This window comes from Streptococcus sp. XMC (assembly GCF_021341835.1).
Classification (GTDB): domain Bacteria; phylum Bacillota; class Bacilli; order Lactobacillales; family Streptococcaceae; genus Streptococcus.
This window is the reverse complement of record NZ_JAJTNQ010000003.1, coordinates 36785-63675: the sequence shown is the minus strand read 5'-3', so window position 1 is coordinate 63675 and position 26891 is coordinate 36785. Positions and strand designations below refer to the sequence as shown.

The window sequence follows — 26891 nt, the reverse complement described above, 5'->3', positions numbered from 1 at the left end:
CGTAAAATTTAATGCTACTATAGTTACGAAAGAAAATAAAATAATTTCAAAAGAAAGGTTTTGAAAAAAATGAAACAAGTAGAAGTAGCAAGTACAAGCATTAAAACAGAATATTTTGGAAGCCTCACTGAACGCATGAATAAGTATCGTGAAGATGTCTTAAACAAGAAGCCTTACATCGATGCTGAACGTGCTGTTCTTGCAACTAAAGCATATGATCGTTATAAGGAACAACCAAATGTTCTTAAACGTGCCTATATGTTGAAAGAGATTCTTGAAAATATGACAATCTATATTGAGGATGAATCCATGATCGCTGGGAACCAAGCGTCCTCTAATAAAGATGCTCCAATTTTCCCAGAATATACTTTAGAGTTCGTTCTTAAGGAATTGGATCTTTTTGAAAAGCGGGATGGTGATGTCTTCTATATTACGGAAGAAACGAAAGAACAACTCCGTAGTATCGCACCATTCTGGGAAAATAATAACTTACGTGCAAGAGCTGGAGCTCTTCTACCTGAAGAAGTTTCTGTCTATATGGAAACAGGATTCTTCGGTATGGAAGGGAAGATGAATTCAGGAGATGCCCACTTAGCAGTAAATTATCAAAAATTATTGCAATATGGTTTGAAAGGTTTTGAAGAAAGAGCCCGTCAAGCTAAGGCAGCTCTTGATCTAACGGATCCAGCTAGTATTGACAAATACCATTTTTATGATTCTATCTTTATCGTAATTGATGCTGTTAAGGCTTATGCTCAACGATTTGTGGAACTTGCTAAACAACTTGCTGAGACAGCAACTCCTGAACGAAAGAAGGAATTGCTTGAAATTGCAGAGATTTGCTCAAAAGTTCCATATGAGCCTGCAAGTACATTTGCAGAGGCTGTTCAGTCTGTTTGGTTTATTCAATGTATTCTTCAGATTGAATCAAATGGACACTCCCTTTCATATGGCCGTTTTGATCAATATATGTATCCATATGTTAAAGCTGATTTGGAAAGTGGACGGGAAACTGAAGAGAGTATTGTTGAACGCTTGACCAATCTTTGGATTAAAACTATTACAATTAACAAAGTGCGTAGTCAAGCACATACCTTCTCATCTGCGGGTAGTCCGCTTTACCAAAACGTTACAATTGGTGGACAAACGCGAGATAAGAAAGATGCCGTCAACCCACTGTCTTATTTAGTGTTGAAGTCTGTTGCTCAAACTCACCTTCCGCAACCAAACTTAACTGTTCGTTACCATGCTGGTTTGGATGCCCGCTTCATGAACGAATGTATTGAGGTTATGAAGCTCGGATTCGGTATGCCTGCTTTCAATAATGATGAGATCATTATTCCATCCTTTATTTCAAAAGGTGTTCTTGAAGAAGATGCTTATGATTACAGTGCAATTGGTTGTGTAGAAACAGCTGTTCCAGGTAAATGGGGATATCGCTGTACAGGTATGAGTTATATGAACTTCCCTAAAGTTTTGCTCATTACGATGAATGATGGAATCGATCCTGCTTCTGGCAAGCGCTTTGCACCAAGCTTTGGTCATTTTAAAGACATGAAGAGCTTCGATGAATTGCAAACGGCTTGGGACAAGACCTTACGCCACTTAACACGTATGAGTGTGATCGTAGAAAACTCTATCGACCTATCTCTTGAAAGAGAAGTACCAGATATCCTCTGTTCAGCTTTGACAGATGACTGTATTGGACGTGGAAAACACCTAAAAGAAGGTGGAGCTGTCTACGATTATATTTCTGGTTTACAAGTGGGTATTGCAAACTTATCCGATTCACTTGCAGCAATCAAGAAACTCGTATTCGAAGAAGGGCGCTTAACGCCACAAGAGCTATGGCATGCTCTGGAAACAGATTATGCTGGCGAACGTGGAAAAGAAATCCAAGAGATGCTTATCCATGATGCACCGAAGTATGGAAACGATGATGATTATGCGGACAGTTTAGTTCGAGAAGCATACGATATTTATGTGGATGAAATTGCTAAATATCCAAATACTCGATATGGACGAGGACCTATTGGAGGAATTCGTTACTCCGGTACATCCTCTATTTCAGCCAATGTAGGACAAGGTCGTGGAACATTAGCTACTCCGGATGGTCGTAATGCCGGAACTCCGCTAGCAGAAGGATGTTCTCCATCCCACAATATGGACCAACATGGCCCAACATCTGTTCTAAAATCTGTTTCTAAATTACCAACAGATGAAATTGTTGGTGGTGTTCTACTGAACCAAAAAGTAAACCCACAAACTTTAGCCAAAGAAGAAGATAAATTAAAACTTATTGCTTTACTCCGTACGTTCTTTAATCGTCTACATGGATACCATATTCAATACAATGTGGTTTCTAGAGAAACATTATTAGATGCTCAAAAACATCCGGAAAAACACCGTGACTTAATTGTACGTGTTGCAGGCTACTCAGCTTTCTTCAATGTACTATCAAGAGCTACACAAGATGATATTATTGGACGGACAGAGCATACTCTATAGTAAAGAGGTATGTATATGGAATTTATGCTTGATACTTTAAATTTAGATGAGATAAAAAAATGGGCGCGAGTGTTACCCCTTGCAGGGGTAACTTCGAACCCAACAATTGCCAAAAAAGAAGGGGACATTGATTTTTTTGATCGTATCCATAAGGTGCGGGAAATCATCGGAGGGTCTCCTTCCATCCATGTTCAAGTTGTCGCAAAAGATTATGAAGGAATTTTAAAAGATGCGGCTAAAATTCGCGAACAATGCGATGAAAATACCTATATTAAAGTCCCGGTTACACCTGAAGGACTTGTTGCAATTAAAGTGTTAAAAGCAGAGGGTTACAAAATTACTGCAACAGCAATCTATACTGTTTTTCAAGGACTGTTAGCGATTGAAGCAGGAGCCGACTATTTAGCACCGTATTACAATCGTATGGAAAACTTAAACATTGATTCAGCTCAGGTTATTTCTCAGTTAGCGAGTGCCATAGAGCGTAATCATTCATCAAGCAAAATTCTAGCAGCTTCCTTTAAAAATGTGGCTCAAGTTAATAGAGCATTTAAAGAAGGAACACAAGCAATTACGGCAGGGGCAGATGTCTTTGAAGCAGCTTTTGGAATGCCTTCTATTGCAAAAGCAGTAGATGACTTCGAGGCAGATTGGTCAGCCGTTCATCAAAAGACTACAATTTGATAAAGGAGAAGTGTATGAGAAATTTTGCAAGTCCATCTCGTTACATACAAGGTGAGAATGCTTTATTTGAAAATGCAAAACCTATTTTAGAGCTGGGAAGTCATCCCGTTTTACTCTGTGATTCAGTGGTCTATGATATTGTAGGAGAACGTTTTGAAAAGTATCTCCTCCGGTATGGCTTTACAGTCTTGCCAGTGTTCTTCAATGGTGAAGCTTCTGATAATGAAATCAATCGTGTGGTCAGTCTGGCAGAAGAAAATGGCTGTGACTTAGTCATCGGACTTGGTGGCGGAAAGACCATCGACAGTGCAAAAGCCATTGCCGATCTTTTACAATCACCAGTTGTCATTGCTCCTACCATTGCCTCAACAGATGCTCCAGTCTCAGCCTTGTCAGTGATCTACACGGATGAGGGAGCCTTTGCTCGCTATATCTTCTATTCTAAAAATCCAGAATTGGTCTTGGTAGATAGTAAAGTGATCTCTCAAGCACCAAAACGTTTGCTTGCTTCTGGTATCGCAGATGGGTTAGCGACTTGGGTCGAAGCGCGTGCGGTGATGCAAGCCAACGGAAAAAACATGCTAGGCAAACACCAAACTCTAGCGGGTGTCGCGATTGCGCAACGTTGTGAAGAAATCTTATTTGCTGATGGTCTCCAAGCCATGGCGGCTTGTGAAGCCAAAGTTGTAACACCTGCTCTTGAAAACATCATTGAAGCCAATACCCTTCTCAGTGGGATTGGGTTTGAAAGTGGTGGATTAGCTGCTGCTCACGCCATCCATAATGGCTTTACGGCCCTCACTGGGGACATCCACCATTTGACTCACGGTGAAAAAGTAGCCTATGGTACCTTGGTTCAATTGTTCTTGGAAAACCGTACAAAAGAAGAATTGAACAAATACATTCGTTTCTATCAACAAATTGGCATGCCAACGACTCTGAAAGAAATGCATCTTGAAAATGCAAGCTACGAAGATCTTCTCAAGGTTGGCCAACAAGCAACCATTGAAGGAGAAACCATCCATCAAATGCCATTCAAGGTACAAGCTTCTGATATTGCACAAGCCATTGTAGCAGTTGATGCTTATGTCAAGTCCTTAGGCTAATCAAAGAAATATAGAAACCATCGTCTGATGACGATGGTTTTTTATGTTGTTCGTTTTCCTTTGATTTGGAGATGTATCCTTCGGAATTAGGAGATTCTCCACCCACATAGCTGAAAAATGCAACCGTATAGAAGAATCAAAGGCAAACCCTCCAATCTTTGATAGACTCAGGAGGTAGCGTTACAAATACAAATTGGAGGAAATGAAATGACAGAATGTAGTCAAAAAGAATTGGAACGGATTGTAGGAGGTGGGGTTTCTCACCCAAATGTGGTTCAAGGTCAGTCAGATAAGATTGAGATCGGTCGTCCTGGCTTTGTGAAGAGACCACCGCTCGCTCGTATGTAAGACATGATAGAGTTCTAGGATGAAGTGTTCTGAGAATGAGATCTAAAGGAAGATTGGAACTCAGTGGAAAGAATTAAATCAAAAGGTGAATGCAATGAGAAAGACAGACAGACCGTTTCAACTGGCGACAATTGGGATTCTCTGTATCAATTTTGCGCTTTTTAACGTGGGGCTTCCAACGGATTTAGTGAGCCACCTATCGGATGACTCTTATTATGGCTTGCTCCTCTTGTTGATTGGATTGATTGGGGGGTTAGCCGTTACACTCTTGGTAAAGAGTCGTCGTTGGGACTTGTACGGGAAATTTACTTTTAAAGCTTCTTATTTTGCGGTTTTTGTACTTGTTTTTCTTGCTCACTTTTTATGGGATCTGTTTTCTGCAGCGGTATTTCCGCCCACTAAGAATTCCATAGCCCTTGAAGAAATATCTAGGGACTTGTCGGGTTGGGCTTTGATATTGATACGCTATGTCTATGCCTGCTTGCTGGCTCCCATTGTAGAGGAACTCGTCTTCCGTGACTTAGTCATGACGGCTTTGGCATCTTATCAGAAGTATAAGCTAGATATATTGGTTTCGGCCTCCTTGTTCAGCCTCTCGCATGTCTGGCAGCATGGCTGGGATTTGCCAAGCTTTATCGTCTACCTGGTACCGGGCCTGCTATTTTGTGCGGTCTTACGTTATACCAAATCGATTTACTGGTCCATTCTTCAGCATGCCTCTTGGAATAGCTTCCTTACCCTCTTATCCCTCCTGGTCAGTGGGATTTAAGTAAGGGGAAGGAGTGGCAGGGGCCTTTATCCATCATCAAAGAGAGTGGGACAGAAATCGGTAATTCGTTAGAATTCGATTTCGTCGTCCCACCTCCGCACAGTTGAGTAGGGCTGTAAAAGCTGATGAAATCAGCGTAGTAGAGCCCACTCAACCACTGCGTCTTGCTCGACAATCCAAAGACAATTGAGAGACCAGGACTTTTGTCCCAGCTTTTTTATATGCAGTCAAAACAACTATTTTTTCTAACTTTTGAAATATTATACAGTTAAGCGTTTACATTTTTCCGTAAAGTGCTATAATTTAATATGAAGAATAACATTTTATACAGAGGTGATCCATATGAAAAAAGGGAAGCTACTCTTAGCCACCGGCGCTCTGCTTTTGTCTGTAAGCGCACTGGTAGCCTGCTCACAAGGAGGGAAATCTTCAAGTTCGGACAACCAGGTCTTTAGTTATGTATATACGCAAGATCCGGATACTTTGGATTATTCACTCTCTAATAAACGGTCAACTTCAGAATTTACAGGTAATGCTGTGGATGGTTTGTTAGAAGTTGACAAATACGGCAACTTAATCCCATCTCTTGCTAAGGATTGGACTGTTTCAAAAGATGGTCTGACCTATACCTATAAACTTCGTAAAGGGGTTAAATGGGTGACCGCTGAAGGGGAAGAATTCGGAGAAGTTAAGGCCCAAGACTTTGTGACGGGGCTTCAGCACGCAGCGGACAAGAAATCTTCGGCCCTCTATCTCGTCCAACAATCTATCAAAGGGTTGGATGATTATGTCTCAGGGAAAACCAAAGACTTCTCAACAGTTGGTATCAAAGCTGTCGATGACTATACGGTTCAATACACCTTGAACCAACCAGAAAGTTTCTGGAATTCAAAAACCACCATGGGCATTTTGATGCCAGTCAATAAAGAATTCTTAGATTCTAAGGGAGATGACTACGGTCAAGGTACGAACCCTTCTAGTATTCTTTATTGTGGTCCTTATTTGATTAAAGCTATCACCTCTAAATCTGTTGTGACGCTTGAAAAGAACCCAACCTATTGGGATGCTGATAATGTAAAAATTTCTAAGGTTAAGCTGACCTATTATGATGGACAAGATTCAGAATCTTTGATCCGTGGATTTGATAACGGAGACTATACCTTTGCCCGTGTCTTCCCAAATGGCTCTAACTATAAGAGTGTAGAGAAGAAACACAAAGATGACATTGTCTTCAGTGACCAAGGATCCTCTACTTATAACTTGTCTTTCAACATTGACCGTCAAGCTTATGAGATTACGACTAAAACTACAGATGCTCAAAAGAGCTCAACCAAGAAAGCAATCTTGAATAAAGACTTCCGTCAAGCCATTATGTTTGCCTTCAACCGCAAGGCCTATGTAGCGCAAGCCAATGGGGAAGCATCTGCAGACAAGGTCATCCGCAACACCTTCACTCCTCCAAACTTTGTTCAAATTGATGGCAAAGATTTCGGTGAGTCTGTAGAGAAAAACTTAGAAGAATATGGTGATGAATGGAAAGGTGTTTCTGTCGAAGATGGAAAAGATACCCTTTACAATCCAACCAAGGCCAAGGAAGAGTTTGCCAAGGCCAAAGAAGCTCTTCAAGGCCAAGGGGTAGAGTTCCCGATTCATTTGGACCTCCCTGTTTCATCCACCTATACAGAAGGAGTCAAGCAAGCTCAATCCTTTAAACAGTCGATCGAATCTACCCTAGGAGCAGAAAATGTCGTCATCGACTTGAATATGGTATCTGAGGACGATCTTAATCGAGTGACCTACTTTGCTGAAAATGCTTCCCAACAAGACTGGGATTTGAACAACAACTTGGGTTGGGGTCCAGACTATACCGATCCATCTTCTTACTTAGATATCACAAGCTCTAAGAATGGTGAAAATGCCAATTCCTACTTTGGATTTGATGCGGGAACGAATAACGCAGCTGCTAAAGAAGCTGGTTTTGATGAATACGATCAATTGATCGAAGACGCGCACAATGAAACAAAAGATGTCAATGAACGCTATGAAAAATATGCTAAAGCTCAGGCTTGGTTGACTGATAGTGCCCTCTTGATCCCAATCCATTCAGATGGAGCTTCTCCAGGTGTTCGTAAGACAGTTCCATACACAGCTGCCTTTGCTTGGACAGGACACAAGGGTCAAACCTTCAACTACAAGTACTTGGAATTGCAGGACAAAGTTTTGACAACCAAAGAGTACGATGAAGCGCGTGAACAATGGAAGAAAGAAAAAGAAGAATCCAATAAGAAAGCTCAAAAAGAACTAGAAAGTCACGTAGAGGACTAGGAGCTTTAAGAGCGATTGTATACTGAACAGGGAAGAGAGTGGGACGGAAATCGCTCATTCGTTAGACTTCGATTTCGTCGTCCCACCTCCGCAAAGTTGAGTAGGGCTGTAAAAGCTGATGAAATCAGCCTAGTAGAGCCCACTCAACCACTGCGTCTTGCTCAACAATCCAAAGACAATTGAGAGGCTAGGACTTTTGTCCCAGCCTCTTTTTGGTGGATAGAACCTTTAAAAATCCCCTAAAAATGGTATAATAGGAGCATCACGAAAATTGGAGAGACAGCATGAGTTTTTACAATCATAAAGAAATCGAGCCTAAGTGGCAAAAACACTGGGCTGACCATCATACCTTTAAGACAGGAACTGACGCATCAAAACCGAAGTTTTATGCACTTGATATGTTCCCTTACCCTTCAGGAGCGGGTCTTCACGTAGGACACCCAGAGGGCTACACAGCGACAGATATTCTCAGCCGTTTCAAACGTGCCCAAGGCTACAATGTCCTTCACCCTATGGGTTGGGATGCCTTTGGTTTGCCAGCAGAGCAATATGCCATGGATACTGGGAATGATCCAGCTGACTTTACAGCGGAAAATATTGCCAACTTCAAACGTCAAATCAACGCACTTGGCTTCTCTTACGACTGGGACCGTGAAGTCAACACAACAGATCCTAACTACTATAAGTGGACGCAGTGGATTTTCACCAAGCTTTACGAAAGAGGCTTAGCCTATGAAGCCGAAGTACCCGTAAACTGGGTGGAGGAACTCGGAACAGCTATCGCAAACGAAGAAGTCCTTCCGGATGGAACTTCTGAGCGTGGTGGCTATCCAGTTGTCCGCAAACCAATGCGCCAATGGATGCTCAAAATCACTGCCTATGCTGAACGCTTGCTCAATGACTTGGATGACTTGGATTGGCCAGAGTCTATCAAGGACATGCAACGCAACTGGATTGGGAAATCAACTGGTGCCAATGTCACTTTCAAGGTGAAAGGAACAGACAAGGAATTCACCGTCTTTACAACACGTCCAGATACCCTTTTTGGTGCGACCTTCACTGTTTTGGCTCCTGAGCATGACTTGGTAGATGCCATCACAAGTCCGGAACAAGCTGAGGCTGTAGCTGATTACAAACACCAAGCTAGCCTTAAATCAGACTTGGCTCGTACAGACCTTGCCAAGGAAAAAACAGGGGTTTGGACAGGTGCTTATGCCATAAACCCCGTCAATGGCAAGGAAATTCCAATCTGGATTGCCGACTACGTTCTGTCTAGCTATGGAACAGGGGCTGTTATGGCTGTACCTGCTCATGACCAACGTGACTGGGAATTTGCTAAACAATTTGACCTTCCAATTGTAGAAGTACTTGAAGGTGGGAACGTTGAAGAGGCTGCTTACACAGAAGATGGCCTTCACGTCAACTCTGATTTCCTAGATGGACTGAACAAAGAAGAAGCGATTGCTAAAATCGTATCTTGGCTAGAAGAAAAAGGCTTTGGTCAAGAAAAGGTTACCTACCGTCTCCGCGACTGGCTCTTTAGCCGTCAACGTTACTGGGGTGAACCAATCCCAATCATTCATTGGGAAGATGGAACTTCGACAGCTGTTCCAGAAAGTGAACTTCCACTTGTCTTGCCAGTCACCAAGGACATCCGCCCTTCAGGTACTGGGGAAAGCCCACTGGCTAACTTGACAGACTGGCTTGAAGTGACTCGTGAGGATGGTGTCAAAGGTCGTCGTGAAACCAATACGATGCCACAATGGGCCGGTTCAAGCTGGTACTACCTCCGCTATATCGATCCACACAACACAGAGAAATTGGCTGACGAGGACCTTCTCAAACAATGGTTGCCAGTCGATATCTACGTGGGTGGTGCAGAACACGCCGTGCTTCACTTGCTTTACGCTCGTTTCTGGCACAAATTCCTCTATGATTTAGGTGTCGTTCCAACTAAGGAGCCATTCCAAAAACTCTTTAACCAAGGAATGATCTTGGGAACAAGCTATCGTGACCACCGTGGCGCGCTTGTGGCAACTGACAAGGTTGAAAAACGTGACGGTTCCTTCTTCCATGTGGAAACAGGGGAAGAGTTGGAGCAAGCACCGGCCAAGATGTCTAAATCCCTCAAGAACGTTGTCAATCCAGACGATGTGGTGGAACAATACGGTGCGGATACCCTTCGTGTCTATGAAATGTTCATGGGACCACTTGACGCTTCCATCGCTTGGTCTGAAGAAGGCTTGGAAGGAAGCCGTAAATTCCTTGACCGTGTTTACCGTTTGATCACAAGTAAAGAAATCGTTGCGGAAAACAATGGTGCTCTAGACAAGGTTTATAACGAAACCGTTAAAGCTGTCACAGAGCAAATCGAGTCTATGAAATTCAACACAGCCATTGCCCAACTCATGGTCTTTGTCAATGCGGCGAACAAGGAAGAAAAACTCTATGTGGATTACGCTAAAGGCTTTATCCAATTGATCGCCCCATTTGCCCCTCACTTGGCAGAAGAACTCTGGCAAACAGTCGCAGCAACAGGTGAGTCTATCTCTTACGTAGCTTGGCCAACATGGGACGAAAGCAAATTGGTTGAAGACGAAATCGAAATCGTCGTCCAAATCAAAGGAAAAGTCCGTGCTAAACTCATGGTCGCAAAAGACCTATCACGCGAAGAATTGCAAGAAGTCGCTCTGGCTGATGAAAAAGTCAAAGCAGAGATTGATGGCAAGGAAATCGTGAAAGTGATTAGTGTCCCTAATAAACTCGTTAACATCGTCGTTAAATAACGAGTTTATTAGCCCTATCTGCCACCTTCAATAGTCCACTGGACTATTGAAGCCAACTAAATTGGTTAATATTGTTGTAAAATAACCAATAAAAAACAGTTGAAATTTTTTTCAACTGTTTTTTTATATTAATGGCGTCGGGCTAAGTCAGCTCCGAATTTATATCCTGCATTAAAGACGGATACGAAAAAGTTCGCAACTCCTGAAATCGCAACGATTTCAGCTAGGCCAACACCGCCCTTGGTGTTTTCTAATTCTTCAGTTGTTAAAAGTTGTAAATTGTTCATTGCTTTTCTCCTTTCTGATTCCCCGATATGCAATGATGAGGATCCAAATAACAAGAATCCCAGAAAGTAAATCACTCACTCCATAAGTTTCAAATGGGAGTGTGAGATAGTGAAGGTCGTGTAAGATTTGTAGAACTGCTAAAAAGATTCTAGAAAAAAGTAAAGTAGATATCGTGATGATATGGAATATGCGTCTTTTTTTCATCGTTCTTACCTATGGACGGTTAGCTAGATATCCTAGTCCTGCTCCTGCAGCAAAAACGAGTCCAATACTACTGACAGCAGTTGCAGCAATTTTCCATGTAGCTACCCCTGCAATGACAGCTGGGATAAATCCACCTTGAATAGAGGCTAGTTCATGATCTGATAGTATGTCATCAGAATGAATAGAAATTGTGTTCATCTATCTTCTCCTTTCTTTGAAGAAAATTGCTTCTTCACCTGTATTATTCGTAAAAATTCTAGAAAATCTCTTATTATTTTCAAAATCATGAAAAAAGTTGAAAGTCACCTTTGGAGTGTGATAAAATAAGGAACTATATTAGCTATGAAGAGATTGGAGAATGAGCGATGAAGAAACCAGTGATTGGGATTACGGGCAACCAACGCCCTTTCCGTGAAGAGGATGGAATGTACCTCAGTTATACACCGACAGGCTTTGTCCAGGGGGTTCAAGAAGCGGGGGGCATCCCTCTGATCCTTCCGATTGGTGACCCAGCAACGGCTGAGCACTATATTTCCTTGATTGACAAGCTAATCATCACAGGTGGTCAGCATGTCTCCCCTCAGTTTTATGGAGCAGAAAAGGAAATTGTCAGTGATGATTACTTGCTTGAGCGTGACCTTTTTGAATTGGCCTTGATCAAGGAAGCAGTAGCTGCTAAGAAGCCTATCTTTACGGTTTGCCGAGGCATGCAGCTCTACAATGTAGCCATGGGCGGGACACTTTACCAAGATATCGACCACCACTGGCAAGAAAATCCTGCCAGTGAAGCTAGTCATTCAATCGAAACAGTTGAAGGGACTGTTTTGCGGGATTTGTTCGGAGAAGTTGGTCAGATCAATTCCTACCACCATCAAGCGATCAAGGATCTAGCTCCTCATCTAGAAGTGATTGCTGTTAGCCCTGAAGATCAGATCATCGAAGCAGTCCAATCATCCCACGGGACAGCTTTTCTCGGGGTGCAGTGGCATCCAGAACTGCGTCATCAGATAAGCGAGGGAGACAAGGCCCTCTTTGATTATGTCGTCAATCAACTATAATGGAAACAAAACACGTTAGAAATCGGGTCTTCTGATAGCTAGCGTGTTTTTTCTATAATCTGCGTAAAAATGACTGAAAATAGTCTCTAGGAAGAGGGCTGAAAGGGAGTATAATAGAGAGGAAGACAATGAGAGAGGATAAACACATGATCAACTTTCCAAAAGATTTTTTATGGGGGACTTCGACATCTGGTCCACAGACAGAAGGGCGCTTTGCCGGAGATGGCAAGGGAGACAACCTCTGGGACTACTGGTACCAGGTAGAGCCTCATCGCTTTCGCTTCCAAGAAGGACCTGGCTTAACTTCGACCTTTTATGAAAACTGGGAAGAAGACATTGAGCTTCTAGTCGAGACTGGGCATACTGCTTTTCGGACTTCTATCCAATGGTCTCGGATTTTCCCTAAAGGACGTGGAGAAGTCAATCCAGTAGGAGTGGCTTTTTACCGCCAAGTATTTGAACGCATCAAGTCCAAAGGCATTCACTTGATGGTCAATCTTTATCACTTTGACCTTCCCTTTGCCTTGCAAGAAGAAGGAGATGGCTGGGAAAATAAGGAGACGGTCTACGCCTATCGCGACTATGCTCGTTTCTGCTTTGAAACCTATGGAGACTTGGTCGATCGGTGGATCACCTTTAATGAACCCATTGTTCCTGTAGAGTTTGGTTACTTTTATGATGCCCATTACCCACATAAGGTAGATGCGGCCGCAGCAGTTAAAGTTGCCTACCATACCCAGTTGGCCAGCAGCCTTGCTGTTCAGGTCTGTCATGAGGTGGATCCAAGCTATCGAATCGGAGTGGTCTTGAACTTAACTCCAGCCTACCCGCGGAGTCAGCATCCAGCAGATGTCAAGGCGGCACGAATCGCTGAGCTCTTTCAAGCCAAATCCTTCCTCGATCCGTCTGTTCTTGGGACTTACCCACCAGAGTTGGTAGAGATTTTGCGGGAGCGTGCTCTCTTGCCAGAGGTGGATCCAAATGACTTAGAGCTGATCAAAGAACATACAGTCGACTTCTTAGGGGTCAACTATTACCAACCAATGCGTGTCTCTGCGCCCCGTTATGCGCCAAACCCAGAGTCTCCTATGTTGGTCGAGCAGTTCTACGAACCCTATGTCATGCCAGGAAGAAAGATTAACCCACACAGAGGCTGGGAAATCTATGAGCAGGGCTTGTACGATATTGCGCAAAATATCAAGGAAAATTACGGCAACATCGAGTGGCTCCTAACAGAGAATGGGATGGGAGTTGAAGGGGAAGAAAAATTCCGTCAAAACGGGGAAATCCAAGATGACTACCGGATTGACTTCGTCAAAGACCACCTGCGTGAGTTGCACCGGGCTATCCAAGAAGGGGCCAACTGTAAGGGCTACCTCATGTGGACCTTTATCGACTGCTGGTCTTGGCTCAATGGCTATAAAAACCGCTACGGCCTTGTCGAATTGGACCTAGCCACTCAAGAAAGACGCCTGAAAAAATCTGGTCATTGGTTCCGTGAATTGAGCCAGCAGAATGGATTTGAAGAGTGAGATTTTGAGGATTCTGTCATCTAAGCACGATAGGCCCGTTCATTTCAGTAAATGACTGACTAGTTTTATTTTCGGAAGTGTGGAACTCCATCAGATGCAGATGTTTCTGACGGTATTCTTCATTTCCGATTTTTCATTTAGTGCTGGAAAAGGTTCAAAACCCTTCAACTTTAATATGTGCTATAATGAAATCAGAAGAAAAGGAGCTTGTATGATGGATTTTAAAACAGAACTAGGACAAAAAGTACAAACTCTACGTGAAAGTAAGGGATTAAGTAGACAAGCAATCTGTGGTATTGAGGACCTATTAACGACGCGCCAACTCCAGCGAATTGAAAAGGGTCAGTCTTTGCCAACGATTGCAACAGCAAAGTATATTGCTGAACAACTAGGTGTTTCTTTGGATGCTTTGACAAATCAAACTAGTTTGGAATTACCTGCAGAATATCTGAACCTGAAATATCAACTACGGACGTTATACCATTATGGAGATCGAGATCGTCTTCATCGGCATGAAGAAATTATTGAGGATATTTACGAAAACTATTTTGATAACCTGCCAGAGGAAGAAAAACTGTCTGTCCAGGTCGCCCAAGCCACGGTTGATATGATTGGATCCAAAAATCCTTCTTTTGATCAAGGTTTATTAGATGAGTATCTAGAGCAAGCCATGAAGAAAAAAGAGTTAAGTCTCAACGATGTGGAGATTATCAAATTGCGCTTGCTTTCTTTGGCTTTGGGAGCCTTTGATCAAGATGAATTTATACACTTAGTAGAGAAAATCCTACTTGCGATAGATTATTTCCCCTTATCAGAATTGGAAATGCTACAAAACACTCTTATCTCAGCTGCAGGTGTGTTAGCCCATTATGGGATATACGACAGATTGCCAGACATTGTTAAAGCCTTAAATGATATTATGACAAAGAGACATGATTTTCAGGATAATATTTTTATTTATGCTTTAAATTGGAAAGTTGCTTTATTTATAGAAGATGACCTAGAAAAAGCAAAAGATGATTATCAAAAAGTATGCTTAATGGCTGACTTATTATCTGAGGATCTAGTGAAGAGAAACATGCAAGAAGAATGGAAAGAGGACCTTGCAAAAAAAGGTCTAAACTACACTGAGGTATAGAGGAGCATTTTTCCTTTCGTCTGTTGTTCTCAAAAAAATATAAAATGAATATTGAAAACCTGTGAATCTTCACAGGTTTTTTTGGTGAAAATGATGGTTAGACTGGACATGAATGTCCTCACGTTAGAGGACAGAAATTGGATATACTGAGAGTACAAGGAAGGAAAAAAGGATCTTGGTGTCAGAAAATGGAAATTAGATTACACAATGTAAAGAAAAGCTATGGTTCCTTTGAGGCTTTGAAAGGAATTGATTTAGTTCTTGAGGAAGGGAAATTTTATGGACTTCTTGGTCCAAATGGTGCAGGGAAAACAACGCTTTTTAATTTGTTGATTCAGAATTTCAAGCCGAGCTCAGGAGAGATTTTTTGGGAAGTAGATGGAAAATATTTGCCAACGAAAGATTTTTATCGACATATCGGTATTGTATTTCAAAGTAATCGTTTAGATGATAACTTAACGGTAGAGGAAAACTTAGTATCTCGTGGATCCTTGTACGGCTTATCAAAATCACAAGTACAAAAGCGTATTACAGATTTGCAATCCTATTTAGATGTTGCCACTCTTAAAAAGAAAAACTATGGCAGTTTATCAGGAGGACAAAAACGAAAAGTAGATATTGCCCGAGCTTTATTGCCACAACCGTCTTTGCTCTTGTTAGATGAGCCAACAACTGGTTTAGATCCACAATCTCGTCATGATTTATGGGAAGCGATTAATTATCTGAACAAAAAAGAAAATATGACAGTCGTTCTAATTACACACTATTTAGAAGAGATGGCTGCTTGTGATGTCTTAAATGTCTTAATTGAAGGGAACTTGTACTATTCAGGAGATATTGCCAATTTTATTAAACAGCATTCAACCACTAACCTGAATCTTACGTTAAAACCTGGTAAACCAGTCAATTCGTTATCTGTCTCTAAGTTTGCTAATAAGTGTCAGATCCTTTCGGAGGCAGAAGTCGTATGTAAGGATGTTTCCGTTGAAGAGATGATGGAAATTATTGCAGAAAATCAAGGAAAATCAATTATTGAAACATTTAATGTAGAATATTCAAATTTAGAAGCAGCTTATTTGAACTTACTAAGATCTAAAGGAGGAGAAGGGAATGCTTGAATTAATCTCTAGAAATCGGAAAGTCTATACAAGAGATCGCTTAGCTTTCTTTATGTCCTTCTTATCGGTCATCATCTTGATCTTGGTTTATCAAGTCTTTTTAGGACAAATTCAGATTGATGCCATCAAGGAGGCTTTGAATAGTGATACCGCCTCTACGGCCACCATCCAGATGGTCAATTATTGGTTAATCTCAGGTTTAACGACCATTATTTCAATGACCAGTACTCTTGGTGCATTTGGAGTAATGGTTTCGGATAGAGAAAAGAAATTGAGTGAGGACTTTAAAGTCAGCCCAGTGTCTAACTTTAAAATTGAACTATCGTATGCGATCTTTGCGATTTTATTTGGGATTATTATGACCATGTTCTCTTGTATCTTTGCAATTGGTATGTTTAATGGTTTTAGTGCTCTTCTTGACTATTCTATGATGGACTACTTATCTATTTTAGGAGTTGTTACAATGGGAACGGTGTTATCTGCAACTATTATTCTGCCAATCCTAGCTTTTATTCGAACCAGTTCAGCATTTACAACTTTGAGTACAATAGTTGGAACTTTTATCGGATTCATTTCAGGTGTTTATCTTTCTATTGGTTCTGTAGGAGGAAGCTTGCAACAGGTCATGACCTGGTTCCCTCTTACACAGGTAAATGCGCTCTTGAAACAGATTTTAATGAAAGCTGCAATTAGTAAAGTCTTTGATCATGCACCGTCTACAGTAATTACGAACTACAAAGAATCTTATGGGATTATCTTGCAAAATGCGAGTGGGGAACATCTATCGAATCACTTCATGCTTGCTTATCTTTCGATTATTATAGTTGTTTTGCTGGGAGTTGATTTGATGATTAAAAAGATCAAAAAATGAAGTGAAACTTATACAATTACTCGATAGGCATTTAGATCAGTTGGCATCAATGACGATCTAAAAATAAGCCAATCATCCTAACCTATCACTAAAAAAGTTGGTAGGTTTTTCTTAATCCTTTCTTAACTAGACCAATTTTTGATATTTTTAAGGTTGACAAACAGAAAAAAACATTGTATACTGACTCCGCTGATAATTTTTCTATCGAATCAGACTAGACCAATTTTATAAATTGGCTAAGAAAATAAGGGAACTCAAGTACGGATACCTATTTTCTTTCATTTTTATAGAAGGAGAAAGCACAGCTTGTCTGTGTCGTATATACTATGTGTGGAATTGTTGGTGTTGTTGGAAATACAAATGCAACGGATATTTTGATTCAAGGGCTTGAAAAGCTCGAATACCGTGGTTATGATTCTGCGGGGATTTTTGTCCTAGGTGGTGCTGAGAACCATTTGGTGAAAGCGGTTGGTCGTATTGCAGAATTGTCTGCCAAGACAGCTGGAGTGGAGGGAACAACTGGTATTGGACATACTCGTTGGGCCACTCACGGGAAACCAACAGAAGACAATGCTCACCCGCACCGCTCTGAGACAGGACGTTTTGTCTTGGTGCACAATGGTGTGATTGAAAACTATCTCGAAATCAAAGAAGAATACCTGGCAGGTCACCACTTCAAGGGACAAACGGATACTGAAATCGCAGTGCACTTGATTGGAAAATTTGCGGAAGAAGAGGGCTTGTCAGTACTTGAAGCTTTCAAAAAAGCCCTTCACATCATCCGTGGATCTTATGCCTTTGCCTTGATTGACTCTGAAAATCCAGATGTCATCTACGTGGCCAAGAACAAATCACCACTTTTGATTGGTCTTGGAGAAGGCTATAACATGGTCTGCTCAGATGCTATGGCCATGATTCGTGAAACAAACCAATATATGGAGATCCATGACCAAGAGTTGGTAATTGTGAAAGCTGATAGCGTTGAAGTGCAAGACTACGATGGCAACAGCCGTGAGCGTGCTAGCTACACTGCTGAACTTGACTTGTCAGATATCGGTAAGGGAACTTACCCTTACTACATGCTCAAAGAAATTGATGAGCAACCAACGGTGATGCGTAAGCTCATTCAAGCCTACACAGATGAGGCTGGTCAAGTAGTGGTAGACCCAGCCATCATCAAGGCTGTTCAAGACGCTGACCGCATCTACATCCTTGCTGCTGGAACTTCTTACCATGCAGGATTTGCTTCTAAGAAGATGTTGGAAGAATTGACTGATACACCAGTTGAACTGGGCATCTCTTCTGAGTGGGGTTATGGGATGCCACTACTTAGCAAGAAACCCCTCTTCATCTTTATCAGTCAATCTGGTGAAACAGCTGATAGCCGTCAGGTTTTGGTTAAGGCCAATGAAATGGGGACTCCAAGCTTGACAGTGACAAACGTTCCAGGATCAACGCTGTCACGTGAAGCCAACCATACTATGTTGCTTCATGCAGGTCCTGAAATTGCCGTAGCATCAACTAAGGCTTATACAGCTCAAATCGCAGCTCTTGCCTTCCTTGCAAAAGCGGTTGGTGAAGCAAATGGCAACGAAAAAGCCAAAGCTTTTGACTTGGTTCATGAATTGTCTATCGTGGCTCAATCTATCGAATCAACTCTTTCAGAGAAAGAATTGATTGACGCTAAGGTTCGTGACCTTCTTGAAACAACACGCAACGCCTTTTATATCGGACGTGGTCAAGATTACTATGTAGCCATGGAAGCCAGTCTAAAACTCAAAGAGATTTCCTACATCCAGTGTGAAGGTTTTGCGGCTGGAGAGCTCAAGCACGGAACCATTGCTTTGATTGAGGATGGAACACCTGTTTTGGCCCTCTTGTCTGACCCAATTCTTGCCAACCACACTCGTGGAAATATCCAAGAAGTGGCAGCTCGTGGAGCTAAGGTCCTTACTATCGCAGAGGAAAATGTTGCTAAAGAGACAGACGATATCGTCCTTACAACGGTCCACCCTTACCTCTCACCAATCTCAATGGTGGTACCAACCCAATTGATCGCTTATTTTGCAACCCTCCACCGTGGACTCGATGTAGACAAGCCACGGAACCTTGCTAAATCCGTAACAGTAGAATAATCTAAGAAAGTCTAGTTCATCTAGACTTTTTTTAATAAGCAAATTCGTTGAGATTATAGCTAATTAGTGATAAAATTCCAAAATAACTAATAATGAAACGAGGAAATCAGTATGGTAGAATTAGGAATTTCAACATTTGGTGAAACAACAGCCTTAAATGGGACTGGACAAGTATACAGTCATGATGAACGAATCCGTCAGTTGGTAGCAGAAATTGAGCTGGCTGACAAGGTTGGTTTGGATGTTTACGGTATTGGGGAGCATCATCGGGAGGACTTTGCGGTATCAGCGCCAGAGATTGTCCTTGCAGCTGGTGCGGTGAATACCAAGAAGATTCGTTTGACCAGTGCTGTCAGCATCCTCTCGAGTATGGATCCCATCCGTTTGTTCCAACAATATGCGACCATCGATGCCCTTTCGAACGGACGTGCGGAGATTATGGCTGGGCGTGGTTCATTCACCGAGTCCTTTCCACTGTTTGGCTATGACTTGAAAGACTATGAAGCTCTCTTTGATGAAAAGTTGGACCTGCTTCAGCTGGTAAATGAAAGCACCAAGGTGAACTGGCGTGGACAATTGACTCAAAGCATTTCTGGAAAAGAAGTCTATCCACGTCCAGTTCAGGAAAAATTGCCTCTGTGGGTAGCGACGGGAGGGAACGTTGAGTCAACCATCAAGATTGCTCATGCTGGTTTGCCGATTGTCTATGCCATTATCGGTGGCAATCCTCGCTATTTTAAAAAGTTGATTCAAGCTTATCGTGAGATTGGAAGCGAAGCGGGTCATGCTGACAAAGACTTGAAAGTGGGAGCCCATTCTTGGGGGTGGATTGCTGAAGATGGCGAGCAGGCAGTGAAAGATTATTTCCATCCGACCAAGCAAGTGGTAGATGCGATCTCCAAAGACCGTCCGCACTGGCAGGAATTGCGTTATGAGCAATATCTTGAGCAGGTGGGGCCAAATGGCGCTATGTTTGTGGGAAATCCAGATCAAGTAGCAGAAAAATTGATCCGTATGATTGAGGATTTAGGCTTGGATCGCTTTATGTTGCACCTACCGCTTGGTTCTATGCCGTATGATCAAGTTCTCAAAGCCATTGAACTTTTTGGAACGCAAGTGGCACCAAAAGTGCGTGCTTACTTTGCCATGAAAGAAGGGTTATAAAAACCCATGAAGGAAGAAACTTCATAGGTTATTTGTTTGATGGTGGTAAGACATAATCTTGGATTGCTTTTGCTACGCCGTGCTCTTGGTTGCTGCTGGTGACAACTTGAGCTTCCTTTTGGACGGCTTCAGGAGCATTTCCCATGGCAACTCCAAGTCCAGCCAGACGAATCATAGGGAGGTCATTGAAGTGATCTCCGATAGTCATGACCTGTTCCAAAGGGACCTGGTAATAAGCAGCCAGTTCAAGGACAGCATCTCTTTTTGAGACGGACTTGGCGGTGACTTCTAGGTAGTTTTCCTTTGAAAGGTAAAAGGCAGTCTGCGGAAATTCTTGTGGATCCAGCTTTTGATAGAGTTCTTGAATGTTTTGAGTCTCGCCGATCAAGAGCAATTTGTGTAGATGGAGAGCATCGTCAGAGAGGGTCTGAGAAAGTGGCTGAATCTGTGGCGTCTCACCAGTAATCGAAGCCTCAACTTGGGTCCACTGATCCTCTCTGGAGTTAAACCAGACTGACCCACTATAACAATTAATCGAAATGCTGGGATCTAGTTCTTCCACACGATGGAGGAAGGTGCGGATCTCATCTTTGTTCAGGCTGTGTTCAAATAGAATCTCTTCTCCCTTGACGATGAGAGCTCCATTGTAGCAAGCGATCGGTTCCTGATGGACGCCCAATCTTCTTGCGATAGGAGCAATCCCGATAGGAGAACGAGCCGATGCCAAGATAAAAGGAATCTTTTTTTCTTGGAGCTGAGGGATGAGTTCGATGAGGTCGGGATCGACCTGATGCTGCTGGTCCAGAATGGTTCCGTCAATATCACTGACAATTAAACGAATGGAAGACATAGGCACCTCCTTTTTCTTTAGTATACCATATTTTAGGAGAATGAAAAGGAGGGGTATAGTTGATTCTTATAACGGGGTCAAGTAATTTTCAAAGTAGGTCACTTTCTTCAAAAATAAAATAATAGATAAGAATGCGCGCAAGGCTTTATTTTCAAGGGCTTGCGCTTTTTTTGATACCTGCCTCAATAAAGAAATTTTAAGGCCTTGATAGGGAAAATATATTAGTCAGCTACTTTTCGAGGTGATATCATGGTTACAAATTTCAGAAGGGAAGCGGTCAGTCAGTTTTCTTTTTGAAGAAGAGATTGAGGAGGTTTCACGGTATGAGTAAAAAAGAATTGGTGCTTCGTGCCATTCGAGGCGAAGCAGTAGAGCGAATCCCTGTAGGATTTTGGCTCCATTATGTGACCCAAGAAGAAAAAGAATTGGGGTTAGACAATCCAGCCGTACTTGAAAAGAGTATCAAAGGACACCAACACTATGTTGAAGAAATATCACCTGATTTTGTCAAGATTATGAGCGATGGCTTTTTCCGTTATCCGAGTGCTCTTTATTCGAGAGAGATCACATCAATCAAAGAATTGAAGGATATTCAGCCCATCGGGGAGCATCATCCTTGGATTGAAAAACAAATTGAAGTGGTCAAGGAAATTCGTTCTCATTTTCATGAGGAGATTGCTTCTTTCTATAACATCTTCTCGCCCATTTCTTATTTGAAACGCTGGTTTCGGACAGATCATTCTCGCGGGGATCAAGTGATTGCGGACTTTATCAAGGAAGATCCAGAAACCTTGGCCCATGTCCTTGATGTCATTGCAGGCGATATCGCTATTCTTAGTCGCCGCTTGATCCAAGAAGCAGGTGTTGAAGGGATTTACTTCTCAACTCAGCAGATCCAAGATGAGCGCGTGACAGATGAAGAATACCGCAAGATCATTGAACCGAGTAACATCGTTGTCCTAGAAGCGGCCAATGAAGCGGGTGGCATCAATATCCTTCATATCTGTGGCTTTGAAGGAGCTAGCAATGAAGTGGAACTCTTCAAGGATTATCCAGCTCAGGTTATCAACTGGGCGACCCATCATGAAGGCCTGAGCCTAGCAGCAGGGCGCAAACTCTTTGGTGATCGTGCCGTCTTGGGTGGCTTTGTCAATGGTAAGAAAGGCTTGCTTTACCAAGGGGAACGAGCAACTATCGAGCAAGAAACCCGCCGCTTGGTGGCAGAAGCTGGAAGTCGCGGTTTGATCCTTGGGGCAGATTGCACCGTGCCAGACGATTTCCAATTGGAACGCTTAGATTGGGTGCGCCAAGCAGCCGTCTTATAAAAGAGAAAGGAGAGGGAGATGAAAAAAATCAATATTTGGTGTCTGATGCTGGTAGCTTTGTTCCTAGTTTTAGGACTCGTAAAAGTTGCTGCCGCTAGCAGTCAAGAGGAAAGCAAAAAGGATCCGGATGTGGAAAGACTGGAGAAAATTCCAGCCCATAGTATCTCCCTCATTCGTCCGTCTGATCTAGCGGGCGTCCTGCTCCTAGAAGATCAGTGATAAAAAAAGATGAAGGGCTTGATAAAAAATATATATTAGTCAAATAAAAGTCCAAGTGTTAAGATAACTAGCAAGAAAAGAACAGAACAGAACGAGGTAAGAACATGTCCACAAAAAGAGAATTAGTCTTAAAAGCTTTCAGAGGGGAAGCGGTTGACCGTGTGCCAGTTGGATTTTGGCATCATTTTACAAGAGAAGATGAATGGTTAAAAGGATTTTCTAATCCAGAAATTATCGAAAAAAACCTCAATGGCCATAAAAACTTCCTTCACAAGGTCAAACCAGACTTTGTCAAACTCATGAGCGATGGCTACTTTGCTTATCCAAACCCAGCCATTCACAAAGGCCTTGAAAACATCTCGGATTTAGCAGGGATTGAACCGCTCGGAGCAGATCATCCATGGATCACAGAACAGGTAGAGCTTGTGAAAAAAATCCGGGCCGGTTTTGAAGAGGACATTGTAGCCATCTACAACATCTTTGCTCCAGTGACCTACTTCAAATGGTTGGTCGGAGAAGTGTCAGGTGGAGATGACTTGATCGCCAACTTTATCGATCAAGATGCAGCCACTCTTAAAAAAGTATTGGATACCATTGGCCAAGATATCGCAAGTTTAAGCCAACGAATCATTAAAGAAGCTGGAGCAGACGGGATCTACCTCAGTGTTCAAAGCATCCAAGATGCGCGTGTCAGTCAGGAAGTTTACAAACAAGTCATCGCGCCGAGTGAACTCCATGTCTTAGAGGAAGCCAATGAAGCTGGTGGCGTAAACATTCTTCATATCTGTGGCTACGAAGGAGCTCGCAATGATATCCACCTCTTTACAGACTACCCAGCTCCAGTCATCAACTGGGCAGTCGGACCAGAAGGCATCAGCCTAGCAGAAGGACGCGAAATCTTCGGTGGACGCACGGTTCTCGGTGGCTTTGAAAATGGCAAAACTGGTCTTCTCTACACAGGAGACAAGGCTGCCATCCAAGCAGAAACCAAACGCATCATCGCAGAGACAGGAACGACAGGCTTGGTCATCGGTGCGGATTGTACGATTCCAAGTGACATTGATGAAGAACGAATCGAATGGGTTCGTGAAGCTGCAGCAGAATAAGGAAAATAGAAAGCGAGAAAAGAGAATATGAGTAAAAAAACATGGATTATCGGTGGGGTGGCTGTTCTTGCCCTTGCAGGTGCAACGATTATTGGTCGAAGCTTGAACCACGCAAACGAAAGTAAAGGATCAACAGGATCTAATAAAGTAACAACCTTGAAAGTGGCCCATACTCAAAACTATGTGCCGTACGATTTCGTTGATGAAAAAGGGGAATCAGATGGCTATGAAGTAGCTGTGCTCAAAGCTATTGACGAAAAGCTACCAGACTACAAGTTTGAGTATACTGGAACCAGTGACGACGATCTCTTGATCGGTCTAGAATCTGGTAAATACGATATCGGAACCAAAGGAGCTTGGTATACCGAAGAACGTGCCAAGAAATTTATCATTCCCAAAGAACCAATCGGAGCCAGTATCATTGGATTTACCGTACGGAAAGAAGATGCGGATAAATACAAGAATATCGATGATTTCGCTAAAGAAAAAGGAAAATTGGTTCCAATTTCACCACAAAATGCGCAATGGAATGTTATTAAAGAATACAATGAAAAGCATAAGGACCAACCAATCGAATTAACAGCTGCGGAATCTTTCAAAGTCGCAGATGCCTATGCTTGGGTTCTGGAAGGACGTTACGATGGTTTCTTTGACATCAAACTTTCCTTTGAAAAAGCTGTCACAGATAAAGATGGTTCTTACCACCAATATGCAGACAAACTTAGCTGGTTTGCCTACAAAGGAATTCCAACTTACCCATTGATCCATAAGGATAAGAAAAACGAAAAATTTGCAGAAGCCTACAGCAAGGCCATCAAAGAATTGGAAGAAGATGGGACACTTGCCAAACTATCCGAAAAATATTTCGGTGAAGATGTCTTCAGTTATGTAGATAAAGAAAAATAAGATGAAACTGGGTGCGTATAGCCCCAGCTTCCTTATTTCTATACAGATACAGAAAGGAAAAGAAACATGGTCTCATACGACATTTCCAAGGTCTGGTCATTTCTTCCAACCTTGGTCCAAGCCCTGCCAGCGACCCTAGCTTTGATGGTGCTAACGACGCTTCTCGGTTCGGCATTTGGCTTGGTTTTGACCTGGGCACAAGTATCAGAAGATAAGGTAGGAGCAGGTCTGGCAAAAGGCTATGTCTTTACCTTGCGTTGTACCCCTCCGATTGTCTTGCTCTTTTTGGTCTTTTATGGACTGCCCCAATTTTTGAACTGGTGGTTGGGCATCGACATTGACCACTGGTCCAAGTTTGTCTTTGTCCTGATTGCCATGTTTCTTCTCTTTGCCGCGATGATTTCTGAGGTCTTCAAGGCAGCCTATTTGGCCATTCCAAAAGGTCAGATGGAAGCGGGCTTGAGTATCGGCTTGACGCCAGCTCAGACCATTTTGCGGATTGTCCTTCCACAAGCCTTTCGCGTGGCTCTTCCAAATATGACAACTGCCATCTTGAACCTCATGCGCGATGCCGCTTTGGCCTATACCATTGGCTTTATCGATATCATGGGAGCAGGAAACAACTTGATCAGCCGCAATCTTGGGAATTATTCTCTCGAGACTTATACAGCTGTTGCGGTGATTTACTGGGTGATTGCCCTTGTGATTTCTTTCTCTGCTCAATTGCTTGAAAAACGACTCAGTGTAACAGAAAGGTAGCTTATGGATTTCAATTTTATTAGTAAAACATTTCTAGCCACCTTGGGTGGTGTTCCAGTGACCCTTCTGATCATGGTCGTGTCGATTCTCTTGAGTTTTTTTCCAGCCCTCTTTTTGGCACTCGGCCAGATTTATAAGGTCAAAGGGGTTCGCAGTTTCTCAGTGGTTTACTTAGCCTTTATTCGCGCGACGCCTCCGATTCTTTTGATTCTCTTCTTTTATAGTCTCTTTCCCAGCCTCTTAAATAGCTTTTTTAAGAGCATAGGCAGTCACTTTAATGTCTTTGAGATCAATCCCATTTACTATGCCTTTATCATCTTTAGCTTGATGACAACAGGGAGTCTGGCTGAAATTCTCCGGTCAGCCATTCTGACGGTGGATAAGGGCCAGCTAGAAGCAGCGCAAGCCATCGGTTTGACCAACCGCCAAGCCTATATCCGCATTGTTTTTCCCCAAGCCCTGCGTGCGGCCCTGCCCAATCTGTGTAACCTGGTTATCAACTTGGTCAAAGGAACCTCCCTTGTCTTTGTCATGACCATCAAGGATATCACTGCCATTGCCAAGGTCGAAGCCTCTTATGGCTATCAATATTTTGAATCCTATCTAGTGATTTTTATTCTTTATATTGTCATTTGTGGGGTGATTCAATGGGGATTCAATTGCTTAGAAAAACGCCTGACGATTGCATAGAAGAAGGAGAAATAAGAAGATGTTAGAAGTAGAACACGTATCGAAAAAATTTAAGGACCACCAGGTCCTGGTAGATGTTAATCTCAAGGTCAACCAAGGGGATGTGGTCGTTATTTTGGGGCCATCTGGATCAGGAAAAACAACCTTCCTTCGCTGCCTCAATCACTTGGAAAAGGCGGATACAGGCCGTTTGACTTTGGGTGGAAAAGAGTATGACCTCTCAAAACTCAGCAAAAAAGAGATTCTAGAAATCCGCCAAAAGACAGCCTTTGTTTTCCAGCATTACAATCTCTTTGCCAACAAAACAGCGCTTGAAAATATCTTAGAAGGCCTGGTTGTAGCTCGGAAGATTCCAAAAGAAGAAGCCATCCAACGGGCAGAATCAGCGCTTGAAAAAGTTGGTCTCCTTGCTTATAAAGATTACTATCCTTCTCAATTGTCAGGGGGCCAGCAGCAGCGGATCGGAATTGCGCGTGCCATCGCAGTGAGACCAGACGTGATCTTGCTTGACGAGCCGACTTCGGCGTTAGACCCAGAGTTGGTCGGTGACGTCTTAGATGTCATGAAGCAATTGGCTCAAGAAGGAGTGACCATGGTTGTCGTAACCCATGAGATGGGCTTCGCGCGTGATGTGGCCAACCATGTCATCTTTATGGATGGTGGACACATCATCGAAGAAAATGAACCGCATGAATTCTTCAACAGTCCAAAAGAAGAACGAACCAAACAATTCCTTTCACGGATTCTATCCGACGCCACCTACAGTGTCGAATACATGATTTAATAAGAGACACACCTAGTAAGGGTGTGTTTTTTAGCTTGGAAAAAATTTTTTAAAAAAATATAAAAAATTATGTAAAAAGTGTTGACAAAAAAATCGTCCTGGATTATAATAATTTATGTAAACAAAAAGAGGTTGGAAAAATCTCAAGAGTTTACAGGATCAATAGTGGAAAGGAGATGGTGAGATGCTATTTCCAAAATATAGAAAACTAATTGATA

At 42.4% G+C, this 26891-nt stretch carries 24 protein-coding genes; 21 read left to right on the top strand and 3 right to left on the bottom strand.

Features of this window, described 5'->3' with window-relative positions; genetic code table 11:
- The first annotated feature begins 69 nt into the window (after nucleotides 1–69).
- The 7 genes from LXO72_RS06805 to leuS all read left to right on the top strand — a co-directional run bounded on the left by LXO72_RS06805 (nucleotide 70) and on the right by leuS (nucleotide 10526).
- Nucleotides 70–2508 carry a glycyl radical protein gene (locus LXO72_RS06805; protein ID WP_123159798.1) on the top strand — a complete coding sequence of 813 codons (2439 nt, stop codon included), beginning with the start codon at nucleotides 70–72 and terminating at the stop codon, nucleotides 2506–2508.
- A gap of 15 nt (nucleotides 2509–2523) precedes the next feature.
- A complete protein-coding gene (locus tag LXO72_RS06800) occupies nucleotides 2524–3192 on the top strand; it encodes a fructose-6-phosphate aldolase (protein ID WP_233331904.1) in 669 nt (222 codons plus the stop codon).
- A 14-nt stretch (nucleotides 3193–3206) separates the two neighbouring features.
- A complete protein-coding gene (locus LXO72_RS06795) occupies nucleotides 3207–4298 on the top strand; it encodes a glycerol dehydrogenase (RefSeq protein ID WP_233331903.1) in 1092 nt (363 codons plus the stop codon).
- 207 nt (nucleotides 4299–4505) lie between these two features.
- Nucleotides 4506–4646 (top strand): hypothetical protein, encoded by a 141-nt coding sequence (locus LXO72_RS06790; RefSeq protein ID WP_233331902.1) that lies wholly within the window; start codon nucleotides 4506–4508, stop codon nucleotides 4644–4646.
- A gap of 94 nt (nucleotides 4647–4740) precedes the next feature.
- The gene (locus tag LXO72_RS06785; RefSeq protein WP_233331901.1) at nucleotides 4741–5415 is read left to right on the top strand and encodes a CPBP family intramembrane glutamic endopeptidase; all 675 of its coding nucleotides are present in this window, start codon (nucleotides 4741–4743) and stop codon (nucleotides 5413–5415) included.
- 342 nt (nucleotides 5416–5757) lie between these two features.
- Complete coding sequence (locus LXO72_RS06780) at nucleotides 5758–7740, top strand: peptide ABC transporter substrate-binding protein (RefSeq protein ID WP_233331900.1); 1983 nt, start codon at nucleotides 5758–5760, stop codon at nucleotides 7738–7740.
- A gap of 284 nt (nucleotides 7741–8024) precedes the next feature.
- Nucleotides 8025–10526: a leucine--tRNA ligase gene (gene leuS, locus LXO72_RS06775; RefSeq protein WP_233331899.1), complete on the top strand. Its 2502-nt coding sequence runs from the start codon at nucleotides 8025–8027 to the stop codon at nucleotides 10524–10526.
- Between the two features lie 128 nt (nucleotides 10527–10654).
- Here the strand turns inward: leuS and LXO72_RS06770 are convergent, their stop codons facing one another.
- Together LXO72_RS06770 and LXO72_RS06765 are read right to left on the bottom strand one after the other, a co-directional pair.
- Nucleotides 10655–10813 carry a class IIb bacteriocin, lactobin A/cerein 7B family gene (locus tag LXO72_RS06770; RefSeq protein WP_048717604.1) on the bottom strand — a complete coding sequence of 53 codons (159 nt, stop codon included), beginning with the start codon at nucleotides 10811–10813 and terminating at the stop codon, nucleotides 10655–10657.
- A gap of 214 nt (nucleotides 10814–11027) precedes the next feature.
- Nucleotides 11028–11216 carry a class IIb bacteriocin, lactobin A/cerein 7B family gene (locus LXO72_RS06765; RefSeq protein ID WP_048690331.1) on the bottom strand — a complete coding sequence of 63 codons (189 nt, stop codon included), beginning with the start codon at nucleotides 11214–11216 and terminating at the stop codon, nucleotides 11028–11030.
- 167 nt (nucleotides 11217–11383) lie between these two features.
- On the opposite strand from LXO72_RS06765, the gene LXO72_RS06760 reads away from it, so the two are divergent.
- From LXO72_RS06760 to LXO72_RS06730, 7 genes are all read left to right on the top strand, one after another.
- A complete protein-coding gene (locus LXO72_RS06760) occupies nucleotides 11384–12076 on the top strand; it encodes a gamma-glutamyl-gamma-aminobutyrate hydrolase family protein (RefSeq protein ID WP_233331898.1) in 693 nt (230 codons plus the stop codon).
- Between the two features lie 146 nt (nucleotides 12077–12222).
- Nucleotides 12223–13608: a glycoside hydrolase family 1 protein gene (locus LXO72_RS06755; protein WP_233331984.1), complete on the top strand. Its 1386-nt coding sequence runs from the start codon at nucleotides 12223–12225 to the stop codon at nucleotides 13606–13608.
- A gap of 211 nt (nucleotides 13609–13819) precedes the next feature.
- Entirely contained in the window at nucleotides 13820–14746 is a 927-nt protein-coding gene (locus LXO72_RS06750) for a helix-turn-helix domain-containing protein (protein ID WP_233331897.1), read from the top strand.
- Nucleotides 14747–14934: 188 nt separating this feature from the next.
- Entirely contained in the window at nucleotides 14935–15864 is a 930-nt protein-coding gene (locus tag LXO72_RS06745; RefSeq protein WP_233331896.1) for an ABC transporter ATP-binding protein, read from the top strand.
- Nucleotides 15857–16735, top strand: a complete 879-nt coding sequence (locus LXO72_RS06740) for an ABC transporter permease (RefSeq protein ID WP_233331895.1) — start codon at nucleotides 15857–15859, stop codon at nucleotides 16733–16735. The genes LXO72_RS06745 and LXO72_RS06740 overlap by 8 nt, the downstream gene beginning before the upstream one ends.
- 326 nt (nucleotides 16736–17061) lie before the next feature.
- Nucleotides 17062–18870: a glutamine--fructose-6-phosphate transaminase (isomerizing) gene (gene glmS, locus LXO72_RS06735; protein WP_233331894.1), complete on the top strand. Its 1809-nt coding sequence runs from the start codon at nucleotides 17062–17064 to the stop codon at nucleotides 18868–18870.
- Nucleotides 18871–18981: 111 nt separating this feature from the next.
- Nucleotides 18982–20034, top strand: coding sequence for an LLM class flavin-dependent oxidoreductase (locus tag LXO72_RS06730; protein ID WP_233331893.1), 1053 nt, complete (start codon nucleotides 18982–18984; stop codon nucleotides 20032–20034).
- Nucleotides 20035–20062: 28 nt separating this feature from the next.
- Here the strand turns inward: LXO72_RS06730 and LXO72_RS06725 are convergent, their stop codons facing one another.
- Nucleotides 20063–20884, bottom strand: a complete 822-nt coding sequence (locus LXO72_RS06725; RefSeq protein ID WP_233331892.1) for a Cof-type HAD-IIB family hydrolase — start codon at nucleotides 20882–20884, stop codon at nucleotides 20063–20065.
- Between the two features lie 323 nt (nucleotides 20885–21207).
- On the opposite strand from LXO72_RS06725, the gene LXO72_RS06720 reads away from it, so the two are divergent.
- From LXO72_RS06720 to LXO72_RS06690, 7 genes are all read left to right on the top strand, one after another.
- Nucleotides 21208–22209, top strand: coding sequence for a uroporphyrinogen decarboxylase family protein (locus LXO72_RS06720; RefSeq protein ID WP_233331891.1), 1002 nt, complete (start codon nucleotides 21208–21210; stop codon nucleotides 22207–22209).
- A gap of 18 nt (nucleotides 22210–22227) precedes the next feature.
- A complete protein-coding gene (locus LXO72_RS06715; protein ID WP_154858917.1) occupies nucleotides 22228–22428 on the top strand; it encodes a hypothetical protein in 201 nt (66 codons plus the stop codon).
- Nucleotides 22429–22532: 104 nt separating this feature from the next.
- Nucleotides 22533–23534 carry a uroporphyrinogen decarboxylase family protein gene (locus tag LXO72_RS06710; protein ID WP_154858915.1) on the top strand — a complete coding sequence of 334 codons (1002 nt, stop codon included), beginning with the start codon at nucleotides 22533–22535 and terminating at the stop codon, nucleotides 23532–23534.
- A gap of 27 nt (nucleotides 23535–23561) precedes the next feature.
- Nucleotides 23562–24440, top strand: a complete 879-nt coding sequence (locus LXO72_RS06705; RefSeq protein WP_195348221.1) for a transporter substrate-binding domain-containing protein — start codon at nucleotides 23562–23564, stop codon at nucleotides 24438–24440.
- Between the two features lie 66 nt (nucleotides 24441–24506).
- Complete coding sequence (locus LXO72_RS06700; protein WP_233331890.1) at nucleotides 24507–25199, top strand: amino acid ABC transporter permease; 693 nt, start codon at nucleotides 24507–24509, stop codon at nucleotides 25197–25199.
- 3 nt (nucleotides 25200–25202) lie between these two features.
- On the top strand, nucleotides 25203–25889 hold the full coding sequence (locus tag LXO72_RS06695; protein WP_233331889.1) for an amino acid ABC transporter permease: 687 nt from the start codon (nucleotides 25203–25205) through the stop codon (nucleotides 25887–25889).
- A gap of 19 nt (nucleotides 25890–25908) precedes the next feature.
- Nucleotides 25909–26673 (top strand): amino acid ABC transporter ATP-binding protein, encoded by a 765-nt coding sequence (locus LXO72_RS06690; RefSeq protein ID WP_154858909.1) that lies wholly within the window; start codon nucleotides 25909–25911, stop codon nucleotides 26671–26673.
- Nucleotides 26674–26891 lie beyond the last annotated feature (218 nt).